This window comes from Pseudomonas bananamidigenes, from assembly GCF_001679645.1.
Lineage (GTDB): Bacteria > Pseudomonadota > Gammaproteobacteria > Pseudomonadales > Pseudomonadaceae > Aquipseudomonas > Aquipseudomonas bananamidigenes.
The window spans coordinates 41,330-63,225 of sequence record NZ_LRUN01000023.1 but is presented as its reverse complement, the minus strand read 5'-3'; the positions used below and the strand labels follow the sequence as shown (position 1 = coordinate 63,225).

Here is a 21,896-nt window from a genome sequence, read left to right as displayed (position 1 = left end):
GAAACAGGCCACAGCTGCTAGAGTTTTTGGCATTGCCCTATTCGCCGCCGGAGCTGGTCACGGCATGAGTGAGACTCGACAACCACCTCAACTGAGCGCCCCGACGCCCACTCAATTGCGCCTGTCTTTCTGCGACGCGACCCCGCGCGACCTCAAACGCTGGATCGCCGGACTGCCCAAGGCCAACATCGGCGAAACCGCACGCCAGCTCTATCAGGGACTCGGCGAACTCAATCAATTGCTGACGCGCAGCGACAACCGCCTGCAACTGCTGGAGCTGCTGCGGCCCGAGGTGTATTTCGTCTGTCAGCACCTTGAACGGCACTTTCTGCATCAGGCGATCATGCTCGACGAGCGCTCACGCAAGATCAGCAATCTGTGCCAGGCCCTGCAGGGCCATCTGGCCACAGGTTACAAACAGATCGTTTTGCGTATCGCCCCCAAATACACAAAGGACCGTGCAGCCCTGTTGAGCGAGGCCCTGCAACGCGCCACCCATGCGCTGAAAGGACAACTGGTACGCGCCACGCAGCTCTACAGCCCGGCGCCGGAGCAACTGTGGTTTGAGCTGCACCAGTTGTTTCGCTGCGCCTGTGACTTGCAGCTGCAGCATCGTCGGGTACGTGATGAACTGGCCAGCCTCACCGGTGAACTGAGCGTCGAACAGACCTATATCGCCGCGCTGCTGCTGGGCAGCGCTCGCTGCAATCAACTGCGGCAGAACCCGATCGCTCAACTCGCACAGGTCATCGAGCCTTGGAGCGCATGGCTGAAACTGCATCCCGGCCATTCGGGCGAAGGGCTGTTTGCCATTTCCCCGGAGATCGACACCGGCCCGCGTTATCGCAGCAAGTTTCGCAGCGAACAACAGCCCGGTCTGCTTGGCTTCGATCCACAACCACTGGTGAAAGCCATCGAAGCTCACCTGCTGCACCAGGACACTTCAACACCGCTGCCCGTCCCCACGGGCCTGACCCTCGATACCCTGCAACATCTGTACGCCACCTGGGGCGAGGCGGCCGAGCGCAGCTTTCAGCGCACCGTCGGCCAGGGCACCCTGACCGTGTGCGTCGGCATGAGCGCCCTGCACTTCTATCTGGGTGGTGAACGCACGTTCAGCGAACTGCTCAAGCACCCCGGCTCGCGTGCCGCGAACTTCAGCCGGACAGTGGCTCAAGGCGAAAAGGACAGCTGGAGCCAGGCCTTCGACGCTGCTCCCCAGCGTAAGGCCGACGAATTTCTGCCCTACGAGGAAATCCGCTACGAACCGCTGGCCGACGACGAAAGCGACGCCGACAGTCCGCCGCACTATCCGACTTACGCCCTGCCGGTCATCAACCACAGTCCCGGAGGTTATTGCCTGGCATGGCCCAAAGAGGTGCCCGCCGAGTTGCAGACCGGGGAAATGGTCGGTATTCAGGACACTACCCATCAGGGCTGGAGCATTGCCGTAGTGCGCTGGATTCGTCAGGTACGCGGGGCCGGGACACAGATGGGCATCGAACTGGTCGCGCCCCACGCCCGGCCTTGCGGGTTGCAACTGGTGCGTTCGCGGGACGAACACAGCCACTATCTGCGTGGACTGCTGCTGCCGGAAATCAGTGCAATCGATCTGCCTGCCACCTTGTTGGCGCCACGTCTGCCGTTTCAGGAAGGCAGCAAAGTGCTGATCAACACCCAGGGCGAAGAGCACCGCGCCGGACTGGATCGGCGGGTGGCAAGCACACACAGTTTCAATCAGTTTGCCTATCGTTCGCTGGAGACCGCGCAGGATGGCGGGGGCGAAGAGGATTTCGACTCGTTGTGGAAATCGCTTTGAGCCAGGACCGCAGCCGGTGGCTGCGATCCTGTGTCGCTGTCAGAGCTGCCCGTCGCGATCCCGGAAGCCCAGCAGGTACAGCACGCCATCCAGCCCGAGGGTCGAGATTGCTTGCTTCGCCGACTGCTTGACCAGTGGCTTGGCCCGGAACGCCACGCCCAGCCCGGCAATCGCCAGCATCGGCAGGTCGTTGGCACCGTCGCCCACGGCAATGGTCTGCTCCAGACGCAAACCTTCTTTTTCAGCCAGCTGTTTCAGCAGATCGGCCTTGCGCTGGGCATCGACGATCGGCTCGATCGCCACGCCCGTGCACTTGCCATCGACCACTTCCAGTTCGTTGGCGAACACGTAGTCGATGCCAAGCTTCGCCTGCAGTTGCTTGGCAAAGTAGGTGAAGCCGCCGGACAGGATCGCCGTCTTGTAGCCCAGACGCTTGAGTTCAGCGAACAGGATTTCGGCACCTTCGGTCAGGCGCAGGGAGGCGCCGATCGAGTCCAGCACACTCACATCCAGGCCCTTGAGCAGTGCCAGGCGCTCTTTGAAGCTGGCACGGAAATCCAGCTCGCCGGCCATCGCCCGCTCGGTGATCGCCGAAACCTGCTCGCCCACACCGGCGGCCTTGGCCAGCTCGTCGATGACTTCGGCTTCGATCAGGGTCGAATCCATGTCGAACACCGCCAGACGACGGTTGCGACGGAACAGCGAGTCTTCCTGGAAGGCGATATCGACGTTCAGATCCTGGGCCACGCTGAGGAATTCGGCGCGCAGGGCCTGTGGATCGGCGGCTTCGCCACGCACGGAGAACTCGATGCAGCCCTTGCCTTTGTCAGCCGGCGTGTCCAGCGGCATACGACCCGACAGACGGTCGATGTGGTCGATGTTCAGGCCATATTTGGCGGTGATCGAGCTGACGGCCTGCAACTGGCCGGCGGTGACCTTGCGGGTCAGCAGCGTGACGATATGGCGTTTCTTGCCTTGATTGCCCACCCATTGCTGGTAATCCTCTTCGGACACCGGGGTGAAACGCACCTGCTGGTCGAGCTCGTAACCCTTGAACAGGATGTCCTTGAGCACCGACTTGCCTTGCTCTGTGTCGGGAATCTCCACGAGGATGCCGAACGACAGCATGTCGTGAATCACCGCCTGACCGATGTCGAGGATATTCACACCACCCTGGGCCAGGACGCCGGTAATGGCCGCAGTCAGACCCGGACGGTCGGCTCCGGTGATGTTAATCAGGACGATTTCGCGCAACGCGCACCCCCGCAACTGGAAAAAAACCGCATTCTACCCACTTTCAGTGACCATCGGGCACCGCCAGCGCTTTGCCGGTCTAGGGCCTGTCGCTATACTGCGCGTCAACTTCACGGACAAAAGAGCCGAGCTCAGTGAACCGGCCCACGCCAGTTAAAACCGATAACTTCTTCCTGCTGATCTTCCGTGCACTGCGCCACCGCCGTGTACCGATTGCATTGCGCATCGCCAGCCATAACGTGATCCTGGTCGCTCTGGCCCTGGTGATCTATGCCTGCGTGATGGGCTTGCAGTTCAAGCAGGCCATGCACGAGCAGGCGGATGCCCTGGGCGAAAGCCTGACCACGCAGACCGCCACTTCCGCCACCGAGCTGCTGGTGTCCAACGACATCCTCAGCCTCAACGTGCTGCTCAACAACCTGACCAAGAACAAGCTGGTAGCCCACGCCGCCATCTACAGCGTGGACAACCGCATCCTCGCCGAATCCGGTCAGCGGCCCAAACACGGCCTGCTGGGCGAAGCCGAGGGCATGTACGAGAGCAAGATCACCTTCCAGGACGTGACCGCCGGGCAACTGCGCATCAGCCTGGACATGGACCAGTTCCAGCAGCCGATGACCATCAGCCTGCAGAGCATGGGCATTCTGAGCGCGATCCTGCTGGCACTCTCGCTGGCCCTGAGCCTGCGCCTCGGCCGGCATATCTCCACACCGCTGCTGCAACTGCGCGTATGGCTGCGCCGGATCGACGAATTTACCCCGGGCACCGAGCGTCAGGACGAAATCGGCGACCTTGCCCGCCAACTGCACGCCAGCTATGCCCCGGAACCGGCCCCCAAACCTGAACCGGAACCGGAGTTCGAGGATGACGACATCGAGCCGGAATTCGAAGTGCGCAACCTGCGCGACCCGAGTTTCGACGAGAGCCGTCCGATGGCTGCGCAAAAGCCTGCACCGCGCCATGTGGTCAGCACTGTTGAAGACGACGATGACGAAGATCCGTTTTCCGATCTGCGTGACGAATCGCTGAACGAAACCGCACAACCGGCAGTACGCCGGCCGACTCCGAGCGTGCCGCAACACACGGCGGTGCTGGCGGTGCAACTGGGTTCGCAAGAGCAATTGCGCCGTCTGCCACGGGCACGCCTGGAAGAGTTGCAGGAGCGCTATCGCGATTGCCTGGAGCAGGCCGCTTCGCTGTATCAGGGCGAAATCGAAACACTGAACGACGGCAGTACGCTGATGCTGTTCCACACCGAAGACAGCGGCGACGATTACCTGACCAACGCCATCTGCTGCGGCGAGCTGCTGCGGGCTCTGGGTCATCAATTGCAGATCGAGGTCGCCGACAGCGGCATCACCCTGCAATTGCAGTTGGGCCTGACCCTGGGCGACGAACTGTTCGGCCTGAGCCAGATCGACCTGCTGCTGACCGACTCCGCCCAGGACGCCCTGGCCCTGTCGCAGCACAGCCGCAACCTGTTGCTGGTGGAGCGCCGGATCGGCGACGACGCGCTGATCCGCCAGCGTGCGCGGATCCGGCCGATTGCCAGCCCTGAAGGCGCCTGCTGTGTTGAGCGGTTGATGGAGCCTTATCCGTCGATGCTCGAACGCCAGCTGGCGCGGATGCATGAGCGCCGGGCCTGAGGCCCTGTCCTTGATGTGAAGAAGCCCGCAGATGCGGGCTTTTTGTTGCCTGCAAGCGCTCTTTCGCGAGCAGGCTCGCTCCCACACTTGATCTACGGCGTGCTCATACCCTGTGAGAGCGAGTCTGCTCGCGAAGAGGCCAGCCCACACAATGCGGACCTTCAACTTCTGCATCGGTTGTGCGTGCTTCATCAGTCCTCTGCAGGGGGCGGCTTGCTTGCGAAGAACACTGATGCCATGCAGCAGGCTCCCGGCCACCAGACATAACAAAGCCCGCACAAGGCGGGCTCTGTCCTGACTCGATCCAGCCTTAGAAGCGGAACACTTCCATATCGGTACGAATCGGCGAGGCCATCGGGATCTTCGGTTGCTTCTCGGCCTCCACCGCCGGCGCTGCCGGTTTCGGTGCCGGTTTGCGTGGAGCTTCGGCAACCGGTGGCTGGTTGGCCAACGGCTTGAGCGCGACCGACAGTTGCTCGGCCAGGCGCTGCAGCAGAATGCCTTGCGCCTGAACCTGAGAAGCCGTGCTGCCGCTGTGCAGCTCTTGCAAATGAACGATGCGGTTGTCGCGCACCTGGCCACGACGGTCAAGCAGCCGCCACTGTGCATCGAGAATCGCCGGCTGTTTCGCGCCGGAGTCCAGGCGAGTGATGGTCAACAGCACCTGAACATCCGGAGTGAACCCGGTGGTCGCCGGAGCCAGCACCACCCGCTGGCTGTCCAGACGACCGGCGACCTGACGCAGCAGCAGTTGATCGATATCCGAAGACAGGCTGCCGGCCCAACGACCATCGACCGCCGCCTGCAGGCTGCCATCAGGCTGACGCTGCAACAGGGTTTCACGTTGCAGGTAGTCGGCAACGATTACAGGGCCCAGCAAAACCGCCATGCCCGCGCTTTGCGCAGGCTGAGCCGGACTTCCGCTGTCCAGCTGATACAGCGACACCGGCTGGTGTACGCTGCAACCCGCCAGGCCAAGCACGCCGGCGAGCAGGAAAATAAGGGGGCGCAGAGAAGTCATCATCCCGTCCAGGTGGTCGCCGCAAGGCTGACCACAGTGAAAATACTCAATAAATATGAAGATCGCTCGGCCACGCCGGCGTTTGGAAAGGCCATATCATCCGTGAATATGCGCTCCGACTCCAGCGCCAAAGCGCCGATCTACGGGTTAAATCGTAGATCGGGCGCTCTAGAGAGGCGTTCTCACTTGTTTTTCCTGCATTGAGGTCAGTGCGAACGCCCGTTGGTCGCTTAATTGAGATTTTCGACGAGCAGCGCGTCCACCCGCTGGAAGCCTCGCGGCAACTTGTTGCCACGACGACCACGCTCACCCTTGTAGTGTTCGAGGTCATCGGCCTTCAGCGACAAGGTACGTTTTCCGGCCTGCAGCACCAGTGTGGCGCCTTCAGGAAGAACGGCGATGTCCGTGACGTATTCTTCGCGACTGGCCACACGCTCACCGGAGATGCCGATGATCTTGTTGCCTTTGCCCTTTCCTAATTGTGGCAGATCGCTGATTTTGAAGATCAACAGGCGACCCTCGGTCGTCACCGAAGCCAGCCAGTTCTGATCACGGTCGGGCACCGGACGCGGGGCGATGACCCTGGCGTTGTTCGGCAGGCTCAACAACGCCTTGCCCGCCTTGTTCTTGGCTTGCAGATCTTCACCCTTGACCACGAAACCGTAACCGGCGTCGGATGCGATCACGTACAACGCATCGTCTTCAGGCATCAGTACGCATTCGAAGGTGGCGCCAGGCGGCGGTGTCAGACGGCCGGTCAGCGGCTCGCCCTGGCCCCGCGCAGAAGGCAGGGTGTGCGCGGCCACCGAATAACTGCGTCCCGTAGAGTCGATGACCACGGCGGACTGGTTGGAGCGCCCCGCCGCCGACGTCTTGAAGCCGTCGCCAGCCTTGTACGACAGACCGGTGGCGTCGATCTCGTGGCCCTTGGCCGAACGAATCCAGCCCTTTTCCGACAGCACGACGGTGACTTTCTCGTTAGGCAGCAGATCGTGTTCGGTCAGCGCCTTGGCTTCTGCGCGCTCGACGATTGGCGAGCGACGGTCGTCGCCGTAGGTTTCAGCGTCCTTGAGCAGTTCGCTGCGAACCAGTTTTTTCAGTTTGGCTTCGCTGCTCAGCAGCGCTTGCAGTTTGGCCTGCTCCTTGAGCAGTTCGTCCTGTTCGTCGCGCAGCTTCATCTCTTCCAGTCGCGCCAACTGACGCAGACGGGTGTCGAGGATGTAGTCGGCCTGGATTTCGCTCAGAGCAAAGCGCTCGATCAGTTTGGCTTTCGGCTGATCCTCGGTGCGGATGATGTGGATCACTTCATCAAGGTTGAGGTAAGCGATCAGCAAACCGTCCAACAGGTGCAGGCGACGCTCGACCTTGTCGAGACGGAATTGCAGGCGGCGACGCACGGTCAGCACGCGGAATTCCAGCCATTCCACCAGCAAGGCACGGAGGTTTTTCAGCTGCGGCTTGCCGTCCAGACCGATGATGTTGACGTTGACCCGGTAGGTCGACTCCAGCTCGGTGCTGGCGAACAGGTGCTGCATCAGCGCTTCGTGATCGACACGGCTGTTGACCGGAATGATCACGATGCGGCATGGGTTCTCGTGGTCGGATTCGTCACGCAGGTCGGCGATCTGCGGCGCCTTCGACGGCTTGGCCTGCATCAGCGCGGCGATCTGCTCCAGCACCTTGGCCCCGGAGACCTGATGCGGCAGTGCGGTGATGATGATGTCGCCGTCCTCGACGTGGTAGACGGCGCGCATGCGCACCGAGCCCTTGCCGGTTTCGTACATTTTCAGCAGGTCGGCGCGCGGGGTGATGATTTCCGCTTCGGTCGGATAATCCGGGCCCTGGATGTGTTCGCAGAGCTGTTCGACCGTGGCTTTCGGCTCATCGAGCAGGCGCACGCAGGCCGTGGCGACTTCGCGCAGGTTGTGCGGCGGCACGTCGGTGGCCATGCCCACGGCAATACCGGTGGTGCCGTTGAGCAGGATGTTCGGCAACCGGGCCGGCAACACCAGCGGCTCCTGAAGGGTGCCGTCGAAGTTCGGGCCCCAGTCCGCAGTGCCCTGGCCCAGCTCGCTGAGCAGCACTTCGGAATAACGCGACAACCGTGCCTCGGTGTAACGCATGGCGGCGAAGGATTTCGGATCGTCCGGCGCACCCCAGTTACCCTGGCCGTCCACCAAGGTGTAGCGATAGCTGAACGGCTGGGCCATCAGCACCATCGCTTCGTAACACGCCGAGTCGCCGTGGGGGTGGAATTTGCCGAGCACGTCGCCGACGGTGCGCGCCGACTTCTTGTGCTTGGAATCGGCGTCCAGCCCCAGCTCGCTCATGGCGTAGACGATACGCCGCTGTACCGGTTTCAGACCGTCGCCGATATGCGGCAGGGCACGGTCCATGATCACGTACATGGAGTAGTTGAGGTAGGCATTTTCGGTGAAGTCAGCCAGCGACCGGCGTTCCACACCGTCCAGGCTGAGATCAAGGGAGTCGCTCATGCGGGCCTCATCGGTTCGTTGTCTGGCGCAGCAGCATGGTGCCACCGCGCTGGGTAAATTCAAGTTTGTTCAGGGCGCTCATGCCGAGCAGCACCTGATCGCCATGCAGACCGGGCGCCACCAGTGCGCGGACATCCCGCAGCATGATGTCGCCCAGTTGCAGGCGGTCGATACGGGTGCGATAGCCCTGGCTCAGGCCGTTGGCCGTGCTCAGGGTCACACCGAAACCTTCTTCCAGTCGCAGGTCTTTAGCCACCTCGGCCGGAATTGCCACGTCGGTCGCGCCGGTGTCGAGCATGAACTCCACCGGCCGGCCGTTGATCAGTCCGCTGGCGACGAAATGTCCCTGGGCGTTACCCGCCAGTTTCACTTCGATCACGCCGCCCACCTGCTGCGAACTGACCACCACATTGGGATTGCGCTGGCGGTCTTCCCACTGGCCAAAAAAACGTGTGGCCAGAAACAGGGCCGCGCACCAGGCCAGAATCATCAACACCCGACCGGCGCGCTTGCCCGGTGGCTGCTGACTCAAGGTCTGGCACTCCAGCCACCCTCGGGAGCGGCGAAACGCCAGACGATCGGGCGGACCTCGCCATCGGCACGGGGGCCGAAATTATTGTCGACGCCGACCCATGCGCCATCGGCATCGATGACCAATGCCTCTTCCAGTCCGAAATTCTGTGCGTAACGGCGATTGCTCTGCAGCAGCTCGGCCGCGTACGACCAGCAAAGCTCGACCTTGGCCGTCTGCGGATCGCGGCGGCAGATCTGGTAAGCGTTGCGTTCAAGGGTGAACAGTTTGCCGTTGAACAAGGACAGGTCGGAAAAGTCCCGATTGACCGGTCTGGCCTTGGGAAACTGCGGCGGCTGCATTTCCATGCCACCCTCGCTGAGCAACACGCAGCGGCCATCGCAGTCCCACACCGTCTGCTGACGTTTGATCATCAGCAGGCCACGGTTTTGCCGTTCGGCGGCCAGCCACATCTGATCCCCCGCCGGGTTGATCGCCAGACCTTCGAAGATCGCATTGAACTGCAGCAGCATGCCGCTGGCCCGCGCCTCGCGGACCATCATCGGCGAGATTTTCATCCACGATGACGGCCCCTGCGGCGGCACTTGCAATACGGCGGCGTGGCCTTCGCTGACTACGTAGCGATTGCCGGCACTGTCGCAGGTGATCCCTTCGAAATCCAGGTCACCGCCGCGAACGAACGACGCCGCCCAGGTCCGCGATTTGATGCCCCACGGCAAACCGCTGTCAGGCACCGGCGGCGGATCGATGCGCACGGCCGTGGCCTGCCAGACCGGGTTGCGGGTGTCGAGGCGATAGATCTGATCGTCGTCCCGGTCCGAAACCGTCCACAGTTCGTTGCCGCACGAGGCCAGCCCCGAGAGGTTGCCGCCACGCATGCCTTCGACCGGATGCTCGGAGAGCACGCGCAGTTCCTGCACGGGCTCCGCCGATACGGTCATCGAGCCCAGCAGCAACGCACCCGCCAGGACCCGGCCGAAGCGCATCAGACCAGGACCTCGGCCAGGTTGCCCTTGGATTCGAGCCAGGATTTGCGGTCACCGGCGCGTTTCTTCGCCAGCAGCATGTCCATGATCTCCGAGGTCTGAGTGAAGTCTTCGCCGAGGGTCAACTGCACCAGACGCCGAGTGTTGGGGTCCATGGTGGTCTCACGCAGTTGCGGCGGATTCATTTCACCCAGGCCCTTGAATCGGGTGACCTGTGGTTTGCCACGTTTCTTCTCGGCCACCAGACGGTCGAGAATCCCGTCACGCTCGGCTTCGTCGAGGGCGTAGTAGATTTCCTTGCCCAGGTCGATGCGATACAGCGGCGGCATCGCCACGTAGACGTGACCGGCCTCCACCAGCGGACGGAAATGCTGGACGAACAAGGCACACAGCAAGGTGGCGATGTGCAGGCCGTCGGAGTCGGCGTCGGCGAGGATGCAGATCTTGCCGTAGCGCAACTGGCTCATGTCCTCGGCGCCCGGATCGACACCGATGGCCACCGCGATGTTGTGCACTTCCTGGCTGGCCAGCACTTCACTGCCGTCGACTTCCCAGGTGTTGAGGATCTTGCCGCGCAACGGCAGGATCGCCTGGAATTCCTTGTCCCGCGCCTGCTTGGCCGAACCGCCGGCGGAATCACCTTCCACCAGGAACAGCTCGGAACGCATCGGATCCTGCCCGGCACAGTCCGCCAGTTTGCCCGGCAGCGCCGGCCCTTGGGTGATGCGTTTGCGCTCGACTTTCTTGCTCGCTTTCAGACGCCGGCCAGCGTTGCTGATCGCCAGCTCCGCCAGCGCCAGACCGGTTTCCGGGTTGGCGTTGAGCCACAGGCTGAACGCATCCTTGACCACACCGGAGACAAACGCCGCCGCCTCGCGTGACGACAGACGCTCCTTGGTCTGACCGGAGAATTGCGGCTCCTGCATTTTCATCGACAGAACGAAGGCGATGCGTTCCCAGACGTCCTCCGGCGCCAGTTTGACGCCACGCGGCAGCAGACTGCGGAATTCGCAGAACTCGCGCATCGCGTCGAGCAGACCCTGACGCAGACCGTTGACGTGGGTGCCGCCCTGCTCCGTCGGAATCAGGTTGACGTAGCTTTCGGTGACCGAGGTGCCACCTTCAGGCAGCCACAGCAGGGCCCACTCGACCGCTTCCTTGGCGCCGGCCAGGTTGCCGCAGAATGGCGCGTCCGGCAGGCGTTCGAATTCGCTGACCGCGTCGACCAGATAGGAACGCAGGCCATCTTCGTAATGCCACTCGACCTTTTCGCCGGTGCCTTTGTCTTCGAAGCTGATCAACAGACCCGGGCACAGCACAGCCTTGGCCTTGAGCACGTGCTTGAGGCGGCTGATGGAGAATTTTGGTGAGTCGAAGTATTTCGGGTCCGGCGCGAAGTACACGCTGGTGCCGGTGTTGCGCTTGCCGACGGTGCCGATCACTTGCAGGTCGGTGGCCTTGAAGCCGTCGGCGAAGGTCATTTCATATTCGTTGCCGTCACGCTTGACCCGCACCCGAACCTGGGTGGACAAGGCGTTGACCACGGAGATGCCCACCCCGTGCAGACCGCCGGAGAACTGGTAGTTCTTGTTGGAAAACTTGCCGCCCGCATGGAGCTTGGTGAGGATCAGCTCAACGCCCGACACACCCTCTTCCGGGTGGATGTCGACCGGCATGCCGCGGCCGTCGTCGCAGACTTCCAGCGAGTGATCGGCGTGGAGGATGACCTGGATCGATTTGGCGTGGCCGGCCAGGGCTTCGTCGACGCTGTTGTCGATGACTTCCTGGGCAAGGTGGTTCGGCCGACTGGTGTCGGTGTACATGCCGGGGCGCTTGCGCACCGGGTCGAGGCCCGAGAGGACTTCGATGGCGTCGGCGTTATAGGAGCTAGCGCTGGGAGTGGCCATAAGGTCTCGTCGTCAGTGATTCAATGAAAATGGGGCAAGGCTTCACAGTGTGTTGAAGTCGATTGCCTGATAGGTATCGGCGCCAATCCCGGCAAAGCTGAGCAATGCCGGCAATTGTGTAACAAATCCCTGAAAACTGTGGTCGCCACCGGCCTGAATGCGCAAGGCACAGGCGCGGTAATACTGCTGGGCAAGGCGATAATCCAGCGTTTCATCCCCGGTCTGCAACCATACCTGATAACGCTGCGGATCCTGCGGCGCCGGCACTTCCAGTTCGGCCAGGGCCGTCACATGGTCGTGGGTCAACTCCCAGGTTTCGTCGGTGTACAGGTTTTTCTGGGTGCCCAGGTATCCGTCGAACATCCGGTGCGGACTGACGGCCGGGTTGACCAGCAGGGCTTTCAGGCCATGGCGCTCGGCCAGGTGAGTCGCATAGTAGCCGCCGAGCGAGCTTCCCACCAGCAACGGCCGGCCCAGTTCGGCGATTGCCTGCTCCAGCTGACCGATGGCTTCCCGCGGGTGATGATGCAATGCCGGGACACGCAGTCGATCGCTCAGACCCAGCCGTTCCATCACCTCGACCAGCTGACAGGCCTTCCTGGAAGCCGGTGCGCTGTTGAAACCGTGGATATAGAGGATCGAACCGGACATTTGAGCTCCCTGGATGTCGGCTAAAGAAAGCGGAGTTTACAGGGAGTCGAGGGTCGTTGGGCCAGCACCCGAGGAAATCAGCGCTGCGCCCCGGAGTCAGTAACCGTTGGAGCCGTAATCGACCGTGAACCGGAAATCGGTGACACGTTCCACACCCGTTTCGATCCGCCCGTCCGGCAGCAGTCGCAACCAGCGATAGCCCGGCGCCTGTTCGCCGACCTTGAAGTCCTCACTGCCCGGCTCGAACTGAATGCAGGTCGATGGCGAGGCGATCAGCCGCACGCCGTTGCGCTCGCGATCGATCTCCTGATGCACATGTCCCCAGAGCACGGCACGAGCTTGCGGGAAACGGTCGAGCACGTCGAAAAAGGCTTCCGGATTGCGCAAGCCGATCGGCTCCATCCAGGCGCAATCGATCGACACCGGATGATGGTGGAAACACACCAGATGATGCCGCTCCGGCGCTTCGCTCAAGGCGCGGGCCAGCAATTGCAGCTGGTCATCCTGCAAGTACCCCGGCACCGAGCCCGGCACCGCCGAATCGAGCAGGGTCACGCGCCAGTTGCCGATGTCCACCACCGGTTCCAGCAGCGCACTCTGCACCGCGGCCATTTGCATGATCTGCGGTTCATCGTGATTGCCGGGGATCCAGCGGGCCGGTGCCTGGATCTGCGCAGTCAACTGGCGAAAATGCTGATAGGACTCCAGCGTACCGTCCTGGGACAGATCGCCCGTGGCGATCATCAGATCGATTCGCGGCTGTTGCTCAAGCACCAGCTCGATGACCTTTTGCAGGCTCTCGCGAGTCTTCATGCCCAGCAGTGCACCGTCCGCCTCGGCGAACAGATGACTGTCGGACAGTTGCACCAGCAACGCCGCATCGGCGGTGGTCAGAGTCGATACGCTCGGCAAGGCGTTCTCCCAAGGCGGAATCGCCGGATCGGACAGGTTCGCAATTATGCTGGGGGATGCCCCCGGGAAGAAACCGCCGAACCGGACGCAGTTCACAACTTGCCGCAGTTATCGAAGCGATCGACGCTAGCGAACGGCGGCGTACTCGTGACCGCAGGCCAGGCAATGGCTCAGCCATTCGCCGAGGAACAGATTGAGCTGGGATTTTTCATCCGGCTGGTGCATGGCCGCGTTCGGGTAAGGATAGATGCCGCGAAAGCGTCGTGCATGTTCGGCACTGATCACTTCGGCCATCCGCGCGTCGTGGTAGACCTGCACTTCCAGCTGCGGCACCGGCAGCCACGGCAGGCTGTGCTCCTGCCGCACTTGCAGGGTCGTGGTGTACGGGCAGGTCTGCAACACTTCGATGGCCAGCACGCCCAGCATCTGGTCGCCCTGGGTCACGGCGATGCGCCGCGCTTCAGGATGGCGGCGCATGTCCGGCAACAGTCGCATCAGGCGCGCGTAGTTGGCCTCGCAGGCGGCCTGCAGGCCCGCGAGGTCGACACGATAGCGATCGCGCAGTTTGTTTACGACCATAGCCCCCTCACTTCGGCGCGATTGAGCGCCAGCCACTGCAAGGCGATGATGCTCGCCGCATTGGCAATCCGACCGTCGCGCACGGCCTGCAGGGCATCTTCGAAGGCCCAGACCGTGACACGGATATCTTCCGCTTCTTCCGCCAGCCCATGCAGGCCGCCCACGCCTTCGGTGCTGCAGCGCCCCAGAAACAGATGCACGAACTCGTTGCTGCCCCCCGGCGACGGGAAATACTGCATCATCGGCCACAACGCCTTGATGTCGAGCCCAGCTTCCTCCTGCGCTTCACGGCGAGCAACTTCTTCCGGCACTTCTTCCTTGTCGATCAGACCGGCGACCAGCTCCACCAGCCACGGGTTGGCGGTCTTGCCCATGGCGCCGACGCGAAACTGTTCGATCAGCACCACCTCGTCGCGTTGCGCGTCGTAAGGCAACAGGCATACGGCGTCATGGCGCACGAACACTTCACGATTGATCTCGCGGCTCATGCCGCCGGCGAACAGTTCGTGGCGCAAATGCACACGGTCGAGCTTGTAGAAGCCCTTGTAACATTGCTCGCGCCGCACGATGTCGATGGCGGCTGGAGTGGCTTTGGCAAGATCGGTCATGGGCATCCTCGTTTACTGCAGATCCAATACGAGGTTCCTTTTTTGTGACGGGCCACCTCGACTTCGCGCCATCCTAACGCGCCCGCGACATTTGATGCAGCCCCTTTACCGTCAGCGGGATGGACGGTGGAGGCGAAACCCACTCTAATTAGCTTAGTGGCGAACTGACCGCTTCGTTGAGAGTCGAAGCGGTAACTTTTTGCCTTCCCCTGCTTCAGAAAGGACGCCCATGTCGCTTTTCAAAATCGCCTCCGTGGCGGCCATCGCCCTGACCCTGGGCGCCTGCGCCAGCCTGTTCCAGCCCAACTACCGCACGCCGCTGGAAACCACCCGCGACGCCTCGGAAACCCTGAAACCCGGTTGTTCCAACCCTGACTGCCCGCTGGTGAATATCGATACCCTGCACTTCCCGGCCGAACCTGCGCTGGACGGCATCATCGAAAAACGCCTGCTGCAATTTACCCGCACCGAGCCGAACGCACCGGTGGCGCCGACTCTGGCGGCTTACCGCGAGCAATTCCTGCGCACTGCGGGGCCGCGCAACAGCAGCTATTTGCAGGCGAAAGTACGCGAGCAGCATGACGGTCTGGTGATTATCGAAGTCTCGAGCTACCTCGACACCGGTGGCGCGCACGGCACGCCGGGGCGCGGTTTCATCAACTATTCGCGCCAGCAGCACAAGGTGCTGAGCCTCTCGGACATGTTGGTGCCAGGCCAGGAAGACGCCTTCTGGAAGGCTGCGCAAGTGGCGCATAACAGCTGGCTGATCAGCACCAAACTCGATCAGGAACCGGAGTACGTGAAGAACTGGCCGTTCGTCAAAACCCCGCATGTGGCACTGACCTACGGCGGCGTGATCCTCAAGTACGACGTGACCACCATCGCGCCTTATGCGCTGGGCCACGTCGAACTGAAGATCCCTTATCCGCGCCTGAACGGCATCATCAAGCCCGAGCTGTTTCCCGGCCGTAACTGAAAGCCCGGCCCAGCACCAGTTGCAGCAGCCCTGCCAGGACCAGCGCCGGCAGGGTTGCGCCGACATCCGGATACAGATTGGCCAGCAGGTGATAGGTGCTGATGCCACCCAGCCAGGCCAACAGCGCCGGCCAGCGCAATGCGGCCGAGGCCACCTGAGCGCTGCGCTTGCGCAGGATGAAGTGATCCACCAGCACCACGCCGAACAGCGGCGCGAACACCGAGCCGATCAGCAGCAGGAAATTCTGGTATTGCGCCAACGGCGCGAGCAACGCGATCAAGGTGCAGATCACGCCTATGACCAGCGCCAGATGCTCGACCTTCAAACGCAACAGAATCCCGCTGGAAACCGCCGCCGAATGAATGTCGGCAAAGGCGTTTTCCGACTCGTCCAGCAGAATCAGCAACAGTGGAATTCCAAGGCCGGCACCGGCCAGTGCCAACAACAGCGCGTTGACTTCGCCGCTCGGCGCGAACGCCAGCGTATAGACGACGCCCAGGCTCATCAGCCAGAAATTGCCAATGAAGAAACCGACGGCCGTACCGCCGAATACGTTCTTCGCCCGCTTGCCGAAACGCGAGTAGTCGGCAATCAGGGGCAACCACGACAACGGCATCGCAATGGCGATGTCGAAGCCCACGGCGAACGGCATCGAACCATCCCCGGCCCGTGCCCACAAGGCAGCCAGATCGGCCTTGGCGAACAGGTTCCAGGTCAGCCAGATGCACGCGGCCAGAATCAGCCAGATACCCCATTTGCGCAGGATCTTGCGCACGAATGTCAGCGGACCACTGACGGCGAGCAACGTCGCCAGCACACCGAAGCACAACGTCCACAGCATCGGGCTGGCCCACAGCGAACCTTCGCTGAACGCTCGGGTGCCGAGGAGGCTGGCGGCGTCACGCATGACGATGATTTCGAACGAACCCCAGCCGATCAGTTGCAGCAGATTGAGCAGCGCCGGCAGGCTCGCCCCCTTGCTGCCCAGGCTGAGCTTCAGCGCCGCCATGGATGACAGGCCGGTGTCACTGCCGATCACGCCGACGGCGGCCAGCAACAGCACGCCGACCAGCGTGCCCAGAAAGATCGCCTGCAACGATCCCGACAGGCCCAGCCCCGGCGCCAGCAGCGCACCGGTCTGCAACACCATCAGGCCGATGCCGAGGGAAAACCACAGGGAAAACAGGTCGCGACCGCCGAAGACACGCCTGTCGGCGGGCACGGCGAGGTCGGGGGAATAAGTACCGGGTTGAATGCTCAAGGATGTTATCTCAGAGGGACATTTGTTGTTGTGTCGACCGTATTCGCGAGCAAGCTCGCTCCCACTTTGGAATGCATTCAAATGTGGGAGCGAGCTTGCTCGCGAAGGGGCCATTACAGGCCCCACTCTTTCAGGTCCGATCAAACCTTCCTGTACAGCTGACTGCCTTCCTTCTTGAACCGCTCGGCCTGTTCCGCCAGGCCCTGGGCGACGTCCACGTCAACCGTGTCGATCCGCTGGTTGGCCGCGTATTCGCGAACTTCCTGGGTGATCTTCATCGAGCAGAATTTCGGCCCGCACATCGAACAGAAATGCGCGACCTTCGCCGAGTCCTTCGGCAGGGTTTCATCGTGATACGAACGGGCGGTGTCGGGGTCCAGGCCGAGGTTGAACTGGTCTTCCCAACGGAACTCGAACCGCGCCTTGCTCAGGGCGTTGTCGCGGATCTGCGCGCCCGGGTGACCCTTGGCAAGGTCGGCGGCGTGCGCCGCGATCTTGTAGGTGATGATCCCGGTCTTCACGTCATCCTTGTTCGGCAGACCCAGGTGCTCCTTCGGCGTCACGTAGCAGAGCATCGCGCAACCGAACCAGCCGATCATCGCCGCACCGATACCCGAAGTGATGTGGTCATAACCCGGTGCAATGTCGGTGGTCAGCGGGCCGAGGGTGTAGAACGGCGCCTCGTCGCAGCACTCCAGCTGCTTGTCCATGTTCTCCTTGATCAGTTGCATCGGCACGTGACCCGGGCCTTCGATCATGCATTGCACGTCGTGCTTCCAGGCGATCTTGGTCAGCTCGCCCAGGGTCTCCAGTTCGCCGAACTGCGCTTCGTCATTGGCGTCGGCAATCGAGCCCGGACGCAGGCCGTCGCCCAGCGAGAAGCTGACGTCGTAGGCCTTCATGATTTCGCAGATTTCCTCGAAGTGGGTGTAGAGGAAGTTTTCCTTGTGATGCGCCAGGCACCACTTGGCCATGATCGAACCGCCACGGGACACGATGCCGGTCACACGCTTGGCGGTCAGCGGCACGTAGCGCAACAACACGCCGGCGTGGATGGTGAAGTAGTCGACGCCCTGCTCGGCCTGCTCGATCAACGTGTCGCGAAACAGCTCCCAGGTCAGGTCCTCGGCCACGCCGTTGACCTTTTCCAGCGCCTGATAGATCGGCACGGTGCCGATCGGAACCGGCGAGTTGCGGATGATCCATTCACGGGTTTCGTGAATGTGTTTGCCGGTGGACAGGTCCATGACGGTGTCCGAACCCCAGCGGATGCCCCAGGTCAGTTTCGCCACCTCTTCTTCGATGGACGAACCCAATGCACTGTTGCCGATATTGCCGTTGATCTTCACCAGGAAGTTGCGACCGATGATCATCGGTTCCAGTTCGACGTGGTTGATGTTCGCGGGAATGATCGCGCGGCCACGGGCGATTTCCTCGCGCACGAACTCAGGGGTGATTTCTTTCGGAATGCTCGCGCCGAAACTGTGGCCGGCGTGCTGCTGGTTCAGCAGGCCGGCAGCGCGGGCTTCTTGCAGCTTCATGTTTTCGCGGATGGCGACGTATTCCATCTCGGCAGTGATGATGCCTTTGCGCGCGTAGTGCATCTGGCTGACGTTGGCCCCGGCCCTGGCCCGGCGCGGGTTGTTGACGTGGGCGAAACGCAGTTTGGTCAGCTCCGGATCGGCCAGGCGCTCCTGACCGAACTTCGAGCTCAGGCCCGGCAGGCGCTCGGTATCGCCACGGTCATCGATCCACGCCGAACGCACGTCGCCCAGACCTTTGCGGACATCGATCACCACATTCGGATCGGTATACGGGCCCGAGGTGTCGTAGACGGTGACCGGCGCGTTGATTTCGCCGCCGAAGTCGGTCGGAGTCACATCGAGGGTGATTTCGCGCATCGGCACGCGGATGTCCGGGCGGGAGCCCTGAACGTAGACCTTCTGCGAACGGGTGAACGGTTGAACCGACTGCTCGTCGACCTTGGCCGAGTCACTCAGGTTGATCGCGTTTTTAGATTTTGTAGTCATCACGGGCTCTCCAGACAGCATCCAGGCAGTGGATTGTCGGAGCAGAACCTGAAAGGCACGGACGCACCGGGACTGGTGCTGTGCATCGTCGTCGAGCGTTCGATTGTCGAACAATTTCCCGGACGAAGCACAAGAGGACTCGCCGGGTGACGAGAAATCTTGTTCCCTACGCAGGCGCTAACCTGATCAGGTTCAACGGGATCCGAAATTATTCGATCTCAGCCTCATAGCAAGGCACCCCGACAAGAACCCGGCCAGTCTAGACACAACCGGCAAAGAACGCCAACACCGCGGCAAACACCATGATGAATGGCGCAATTGCGGGCGCCGACAGGATTGTGAGCGCCTCAATGCACAACTACACTCGCTTTGCCCTGCTGCGCCCTGGCGCCAAGCCTTGACGATGCAGTGCCCGCGCCCTACCTTTGGCGCCCGGATTATTTCCATAATATTCATGCTAGGGATCGCCTCATGCTGCGCAAACTCTCACTGGCTGTTGCCGTGTCTTGTGCGTCCAACGCAATGGTCTGGGCAGCGGAAGCGCCGTTGTCGACCCGGACCGATCTGGTCAGCGTCTATCAGGAAGCGGTCGACAACAACGCCGATCTGGCCGCCGCCCGCGCCCAGTACGGTGCCCAGAAAGAAGTCGTGCCACAGGCCCGCGCCGGGCTGCTGCCGAACCTCTCCGGCGGTGCCGAAACCGCCGCCGTGCGCACCTCGATCGACCAGCCATCGGCCATTGCCAACCGCAGCGCACATTCCTATCAGGCGACGCTGGCGCAGCCATTGTTCCGCGCCGATCGCTGGTTCCAGTACCAGGCCGCCAAGGACGTCAACGAGCAGGCCGCGCTGCAACTGTCGGCCACCGAACAGAACCTGATCCTGCAATCGGCCGAAAGCTACTTCAACGTCCTGCGCAGCCAGGACAACCTGGCCTCGACCAAGGCTGAAGAAGCCGCGTTCAAGCGCCAGCTCGACCAGTCCAACGAGCGCTTCGACGTGGGCCTGTCGGACAAGACCGACGTGCTGCAGTCGCAGGCCAGTTACGACACCGCACGGGCCAACCGGATCGTCGCGCAGCGTCAGGTCGAAGATGCGTTCGAAGCGCTGATTACCCTGACCAACCGTCAGTACAACTCGATCCAGGGCATCGTCCACACCCTGCCGATCCTGCCGCCGGCGCCGAACGACGCCAAGGCCTGGGTCGACACCGCCGCCAAGCAGAACCTCAATCTGCTGGCCAGCAACTATGCGGTGAGCTCCGCCGAGCAAACACTGAAACAACGCAAGGCCGGTCACCTGCCGACCCTCGACGCCGTGGCCAAATACGAAAAAGGCGACAACGACGCCCTCGGTTTCTCCAACCCGAACGCCTTCGGCACGCCTTATCACGGCAACGTCGAGCAAAGCACCGTGGGCCTGCAACTGAACATCCCGATCTACAGCGGTGGGCTGACCAGCTCTCAGGTGCGCCAGTCCTATGCACAACTGGATCAGAGCGAGCAGCAGCGCGAAAGCCTGCGCCGGCAGATCGTTGAAAACACCCGCAACCTGCACCGTGCGGTGAATACCGACGTCGAACAGGTGCAGGCGCGTCGCCAGTCGATCATCTCCAACCAGAGCGCGGTGGAAGCCACGGAAATCGGTTATCAGGTGGGGACGCGCAACATCGTCGACGTGCTCGACGCCCAGCGCCAGCTCTATACCTCGGTGCGCAACTACAACAACACCCGCTACGACTACATTCTCGACAACCTGCGCCTGAAGCAGGCGGCGGGGACGTTGAACCCCGGTGACTTGCAGGATCTGACCCGCTACCTGAAGGCCGACTACAACCCGGACAAGGATTTCCTGCCGCCGGATCTGGCCAAGGCTGCCGAAGAACAGCTCAAGGCCCGGCCTTGAACAAAAAACGCAGCCTTGGGGCTGCGTTTTTTTATGGGCGGTCGATCAATCGTCCCAGGCCATCGAGCAAGCGCTGCAACGCGCCCTGATTGCGGCGCATCACCTTCAGCCCGGCCTCGGCCATGCGCTGAGCATCACGCGGCAACTCGAACAGGCGCTGCACTTGCGTCGCCAGACCTTCGGCGTCATCCACCTCGGCCAACGCGCCGGCATCACGCAGCTGTGCGGCGATGTCGAGAAAGTTGAACAGGTGCGGGCCGCTGATCACCGGTTTCGCCAGAGCCGCCGGCTCCAGCAGGTTGTGGCCGCCATTGGCCACCAGGCTGCCGCCGACAAACGCGCTGTCGGCCAGGGCGTAGAGAAACAACAATTCGCCCATGGTGTCGCCCAACAGCACCGAGGTGGCGGCATCGACGTTTGCACCGGTCGAACGACGCACCGTGGCGAAACCTTCGCGCTGGCACAATTCGAACACCGAGTTGAAACGTTCCGGGTGACGCGGCACCAGAATCAGCAGCGCATCGGGATGGTTGGCCAGCAGGCGACGATGGGCATCGAGCACCACTTCGTCCTCGCCCTCATGGGTGCTGGCAGCGATCCACACGGGACGCTCCTGCGCCTGCCATTGGCCCCGCAGTTCAGCGGCGCGTTGCAGCAATTGCGGGTCGATGGTCAGATCGAACTTGATCGAGCCGGTGACCTCGACCGTCTCCGGGCGTGCGCCCAAATCACGAAAGCGCCGGGCTTCGGCTTCGGTCTGCACGGCGAACAGGCTCATCTCGGCCAGCATCGGTGCGATCAGTTTGCTGAACCGGCCATAGCCTTTGGCCGAACGCTCGGACAGGCGTCCGTTGGCCAGCGCCACCGGGATCCCGCGCTTGGCACACTGATGGATGTGATTGGGCCACAGTTCGGTTTCCATGATTACGGCAAGCCGGGGCTGCACGCGATCAAGAAAACGCGCCGCCGCGCAGGGCAAATCGTACGGCAGGTAGCAATGCCGGATGCGCGGTTCATTGGCGAACATCGCCTGAATGCGTTCCGAGCCGGTCGGTGTCATGCAGGTCACGGTGATCGGCAGGTGTGGATAACGTTGCAGCAGCGCACGGATCATCGGCGCGGCCGCGATGCTTTCGCCCACCGACACGGCGTGAACCCAGATGCCACCGGGTTGCAATGTCGGCATGCCATAGGAGAAGCGTTCGCCAATCCGTCTGGCATACGCCGGCGCCTTGCGCGAACGCAGCCACAGCCGAATCGCCACCAATGGCAGCCCCAGGTAAAACAGCGCGGTGTACAGAGTTCTATTCATGG

17 protein-coding genes and 1 riboswitch are annotated in these 21,896 nt (G+C 62.2%); of the genes, 4 read left to right on the top strand and 13 right to left on the bottom strand.

Annotated elements, in window-relative coordinates:
- The first annotated feature begins 64 nt into the window (after window positions 1-64).
- A complete protein-coding gene (locus BBF94_RS09320) occupies window positions 65-1,819 on the top strand; it encodes a molecular chaperone (protein ID WP_065258756.1) in 1,755 nt (584 codons plus the stop codon).
- A gap of 39 nt (window positions 1,820-1,858) precedes the next feature.
- Here the strand turns inward: BBF94_RS09320 and serB are convergent, their stop codons facing one another.
- Window positions 1,859-3,073, bottom strand: a complete 1,215-nt coding sequence (gene serB / locus BBF94_RS09315) for a phosphoserine phosphatase SerB (protein ID WP_065258755.1) — start codon at window positions 3,071-3,073, stop codon at window positions 1,859-1,861.
- Window positions 3,074-3,207: 134 nt separating this feature from the next.
- Here serB and BBF94_RS09310 point away from each other — a divergent pair, with 134 nt between their 5' ends.
- Complete coding sequence (locus tag BBF94_RS09310) at window positions 3,208-4,719, top strand: AhpA/YtjB family protein (RefSeq protein WP_065258754.1); 1,512 nt, start codon at window positions 3,208-3,210, stop codon at window positions 4,717-4,719.
- A 310-nt stretch (window positions 4,720-5,029) separates the two neighbouring features.
- Here the strand turns inward: BBF94_RS09310 and BBF94_RS09305 are convergent, their stop codons facing one another.
- The 9 genes from BBF94_RS09305 to BBF94_RS09265 all read right to left on the bottom strand — a co-directional run bounded on the left by BBF94_RS09305 (window position 5,030) and on the right by BBF94_RS09265 (window position 14,410).
- On the bottom strand, window positions 5,030-5,740 hold the full coding sequence (locus BBF94_RS09305) for a PqiC family protein (RefSeq protein WP_065258753.1): 711 nt from the start codon (window positions 5,738-5,740) through the stop codon (window positions 5,030-5,032).
- 230 nt (window positions 5,741-5,970) lie between these two features.
- On the bottom strand, window positions 5,971-8,235 hold the full coding sequence (gene parC, locus BBF94_RS09300; RefSeq protein ID WP_065258752.1) for a DNA topoisomerase IV subunit A: 2,265 nt from the start codon (window positions 8,233-8,235) through the stop codon (window positions 5,971-5,973).
- 7 nt (window positions 8,236-8,242) lie between these two features.
- A complete protein-coding gene (locus BBF94_RS09295; RefSeq protein WP_065258751.1) occupies window positions 8,243-8,767 on the bottom strand; it encodes a retropepsin-like aspartic protease family protein in 525 nt (174 codons plus the stop codon).
- Complete coding sequence (locus BBF94_RS09290) at window positions 8,764-9,753, bottom strand: esterase-like activity of phytase family protein (RefSeq protein ID WP_065258750.1); 990 nt, start codon at window positions 9,751-9,753, stop codon at window positions 8,764-8,766. The genes BBF94_RS09295 and BBF94_RS09290 overlap by 4 nt, the downstream gene beginning before the upstream one ends.
- The gene (gene parE / locus BBF94_RS09285) at window positions 9,753-11,660 is read right to left on the bottom strand and encodes a DNA topoisomerase IV subunit B (RefSeq protein ID WP_065258749.1); all 1,908 of its coding nucleotides are present in this window, start codon (window positions 11,658-11,660) and stop codon (window positions 9,753-9,755) included. The genes BBF94_RS09290 and parE overlap by 1 nt, the downstream gene beginning before the upstream one ends.
- Window positions 11,661-11,702: 42 nt before the next feature.
- Window positions 11,703-12,311: a YqiA/YcfP family alpha/beta fold hydrolase gene (locus BBF94_RS09280; RefSeq protein ID WP_065258748.1), complete on the bottom strand. Its 609-nt coding sequence runs from the start codon at window positions 12,309-12,311 to the stop codon at window positions 11,703-11,705.
- A gap of 96 nt (window positions 12,312-12,407) precedes the next feature.
- The gene (gene cpdA, locus BBF94_RS09275; RefSeq protein ID WP_065258747.1) at window positions 12,408-13,223 is read right to left on the bottom strand and encodes a 3',5'-cyclic-AMP phosphodiesterase; all 816 of its coding nucleotides are present in this window, start codon (window positions 13,221-13,223) and stop codon (window positions 12,408-12,410) included.
- A 126-nt stretch (window positions 13,224-13,349) separates the two neighbouring features.
- On the bottom strand, window positions 13,350-13,802 hold the full coding sequence (locus BBF94_RS09270) for a DUF1249 domain-containing protein (protein ID WP_065258746.1): 453 nt from the start codon (window positions 13,800-13,802) through the stop codon (window positions 13,350-13,352).
- Window positions 13,793-14,410 (bottom strand): NUDIX domain-containing protein, encoded by a 618-nt coding sequence (locus BBF94_RS09265; protein ID WP_065258745.1) that lies wholly within the window; start codon window positions 14,408-14,410, stop codon window positions 13,793-13,795. The genes BBF94_RS09270 and BBF94_RS09265 overlap by 10 nt, the downstream gene beginning before the upstream one ends.
- A 229-nt stretch (window positions 14,411-14,639) precedes the next feature.
- Between BBF94_RS09265 and BBF94_RS09260 the strand changes: the two genes are divergently transcribed.
- Window positions 14,640-15,386, top strand: coding sequence for an RsiV family protein (locus tag BBF94_RS09260; RefSeq protein WP_065258744.1), 747 nt, complete (start codon window positions 14,640-14,642; stop codon window positions 15,384-15,386).
- Here BBF94_RS09260 and cytX read toward each other — a convergent pair.
- Both cytX and thiC read right to left on the bottom strand, forming a co-directional pair.
- Window positions 15,355-16,647: a putative hydroxymethylpyrimidine transporter CytX gene (cytX, locus tag BBF94_RS09255; RefSeq protein WP_065258743.1), complete on the bottom strand. Its 1,293-nt coding sequence runs from the start codon at window positions 16,645-16,647 to the stop codon at window positions 15,355-15,357. The genes BBF94_RS09260 and cytX overlap by 32 nt on opposite strands.
- 140 nt (window positions 16,648-16,787) lie before the next feature.
- The gene (gene thiC / locus BBF94_RS09250; RefSeq protein ID WP_065258742.1) at window positions 16,788-18,677 is read right to left on the bottom strand and encodes a phosphomethylpyrimidine synthase ThiC; all 1,890 of its coding nucleotides are present in this window, start codon (window positions 18,675-18,677) and stop codon (window positions 16,788-16,790) included.
- A 146-nt stretch (window positions 18,678-18,823) separates the two neighbouring features.
- Window positions 18,824-18,929, bottom strand: a riboswitch (TPP riboswitch).
- Window positions 18,930-19,148: 219 nt separating this feature from the next.
- Between thiC and BBF94_RS09245 the strand changes: the two genes are divergently transcribed.
- Window positions 19,149-20,582, top strand: a complete 1,434-nt coding sequence (locus BBF94_RS09245; protein WP_065258741.1) for a TolC family outer membrane protein — start codon at window positions 19,149-19,151, stop codon at window positions 20,580-20,582.
- A 31-nt stretch (window positions 20,583-20,613) separates the two neighbouring features.
- Here BBF94_RS09245 and waaA read toward each other — a convergent pair whose 3' ends face one another.
- Complete coding sequence (gene waaA, locus BBF94_RS09240) at window positions 20,614-21,894, bottom strand: lipid IV(A) 3-deoxy-D-manno-octulosonic acid transferase (protein ID WP_065258740.1); 1,281 nt, start codon at window positions 21,892-21,894, stop codon at window positions 20,614-20,616.
- Window positions 21,895-21,896 lie beyond the last annotated feature (2 nt).

What these genes read in the sequence shown, in the direction of transcription:
- BBF94_RS09270 (WP_065258746.1), bottom strand. Translation starts at nt 13,802, where the DNA reads ATGGTCGTAAACAAACTGCGCGATCGCTATCGTGTCGACCTCGCGGGC.
- waaA (WP_065258740.1), bottom strand. Translation starts at nt 21,894, where the DNA reads ATGAATAGAACTCTGTACACCGCGCTGTTTTACCTGGGGCTGCCATTG.
- BBF94_RS09320 (WP_065258756.1), top strand. Translation starts at nt 65, where the DNA reads ATGAGTGAGACTCGACAACCACCTCAACTGAGCGCCCCGACGCCCACT.
- parE (WP_065258749.1), bottom strand. Translation starts at nt 11,660, where the DNA reads ATGGCCACTCCCAGCGCTAGCTCCTATAACGCCGACGCCATCGAAGTC.
- parC (WP_065258752.1), bottom strand. Translation starts at nt 8,235, where the DNA reads ATGAGCGACTCCCTTGATCTCAGCCTGGACGGTGTGGAACGCCGGTCG.
- BBF94_RS09245 (WP_065258741.1), top strand. Translation starts at nt 19,149, where the DNA reads ATGCTGCGCAAACTCTCACTGGCTGTTGCCGTGTCTTGTGCGTCCAAC.
- BBF94_RS09305 (WP_065258753.1), bottom strand. Translation starts at nt 5,740, where the DNA reads ATGACTTCTCTGCGCCCCCTTATTTTCCTGCTCGCCGGCGTGCTTGGC.
- BBF94_RS09265 (WP_065258745.1), bottom strand. Translation starts at nt 14,410, where the DNA reads ATGACCGATCTTGCCAAAGCCACTCCAGCCGCCATCGACATCGTGCGG.
- thiC (WP_065258742.1), bottom strand. Translation starts at nt 18,677, where the DNA reads ATGACTACAAAATCTAAAAACGCGATCAACCTGAGTGACTCGGCCAAG.
- BBF94_RS09290 (WP_065258750.1), bottom strand. Translation starts at nt 9,753, where the DNA reads ATGCGCTTCGGCCGGGTCCTGGCGGGTGCGTTGCTGCTGGGCTCGATG.
- BBF94_RS09260 (WP_065258744.1), top strand. Translation starts at nt 14,640, where the DNA reads ATGTCGCTTTTCAAAATCGCCTCCGTGGCGGCCATCGCCCTGACCCTG.
- BBF94_RS09280 (WP_065258748.1), bottom strand. Translation starts at nt 12,311, where the DNA reads ATGTCCGGTTCGATCCTCTATATCCACGGTTTCAACAGCGCACCGGCT.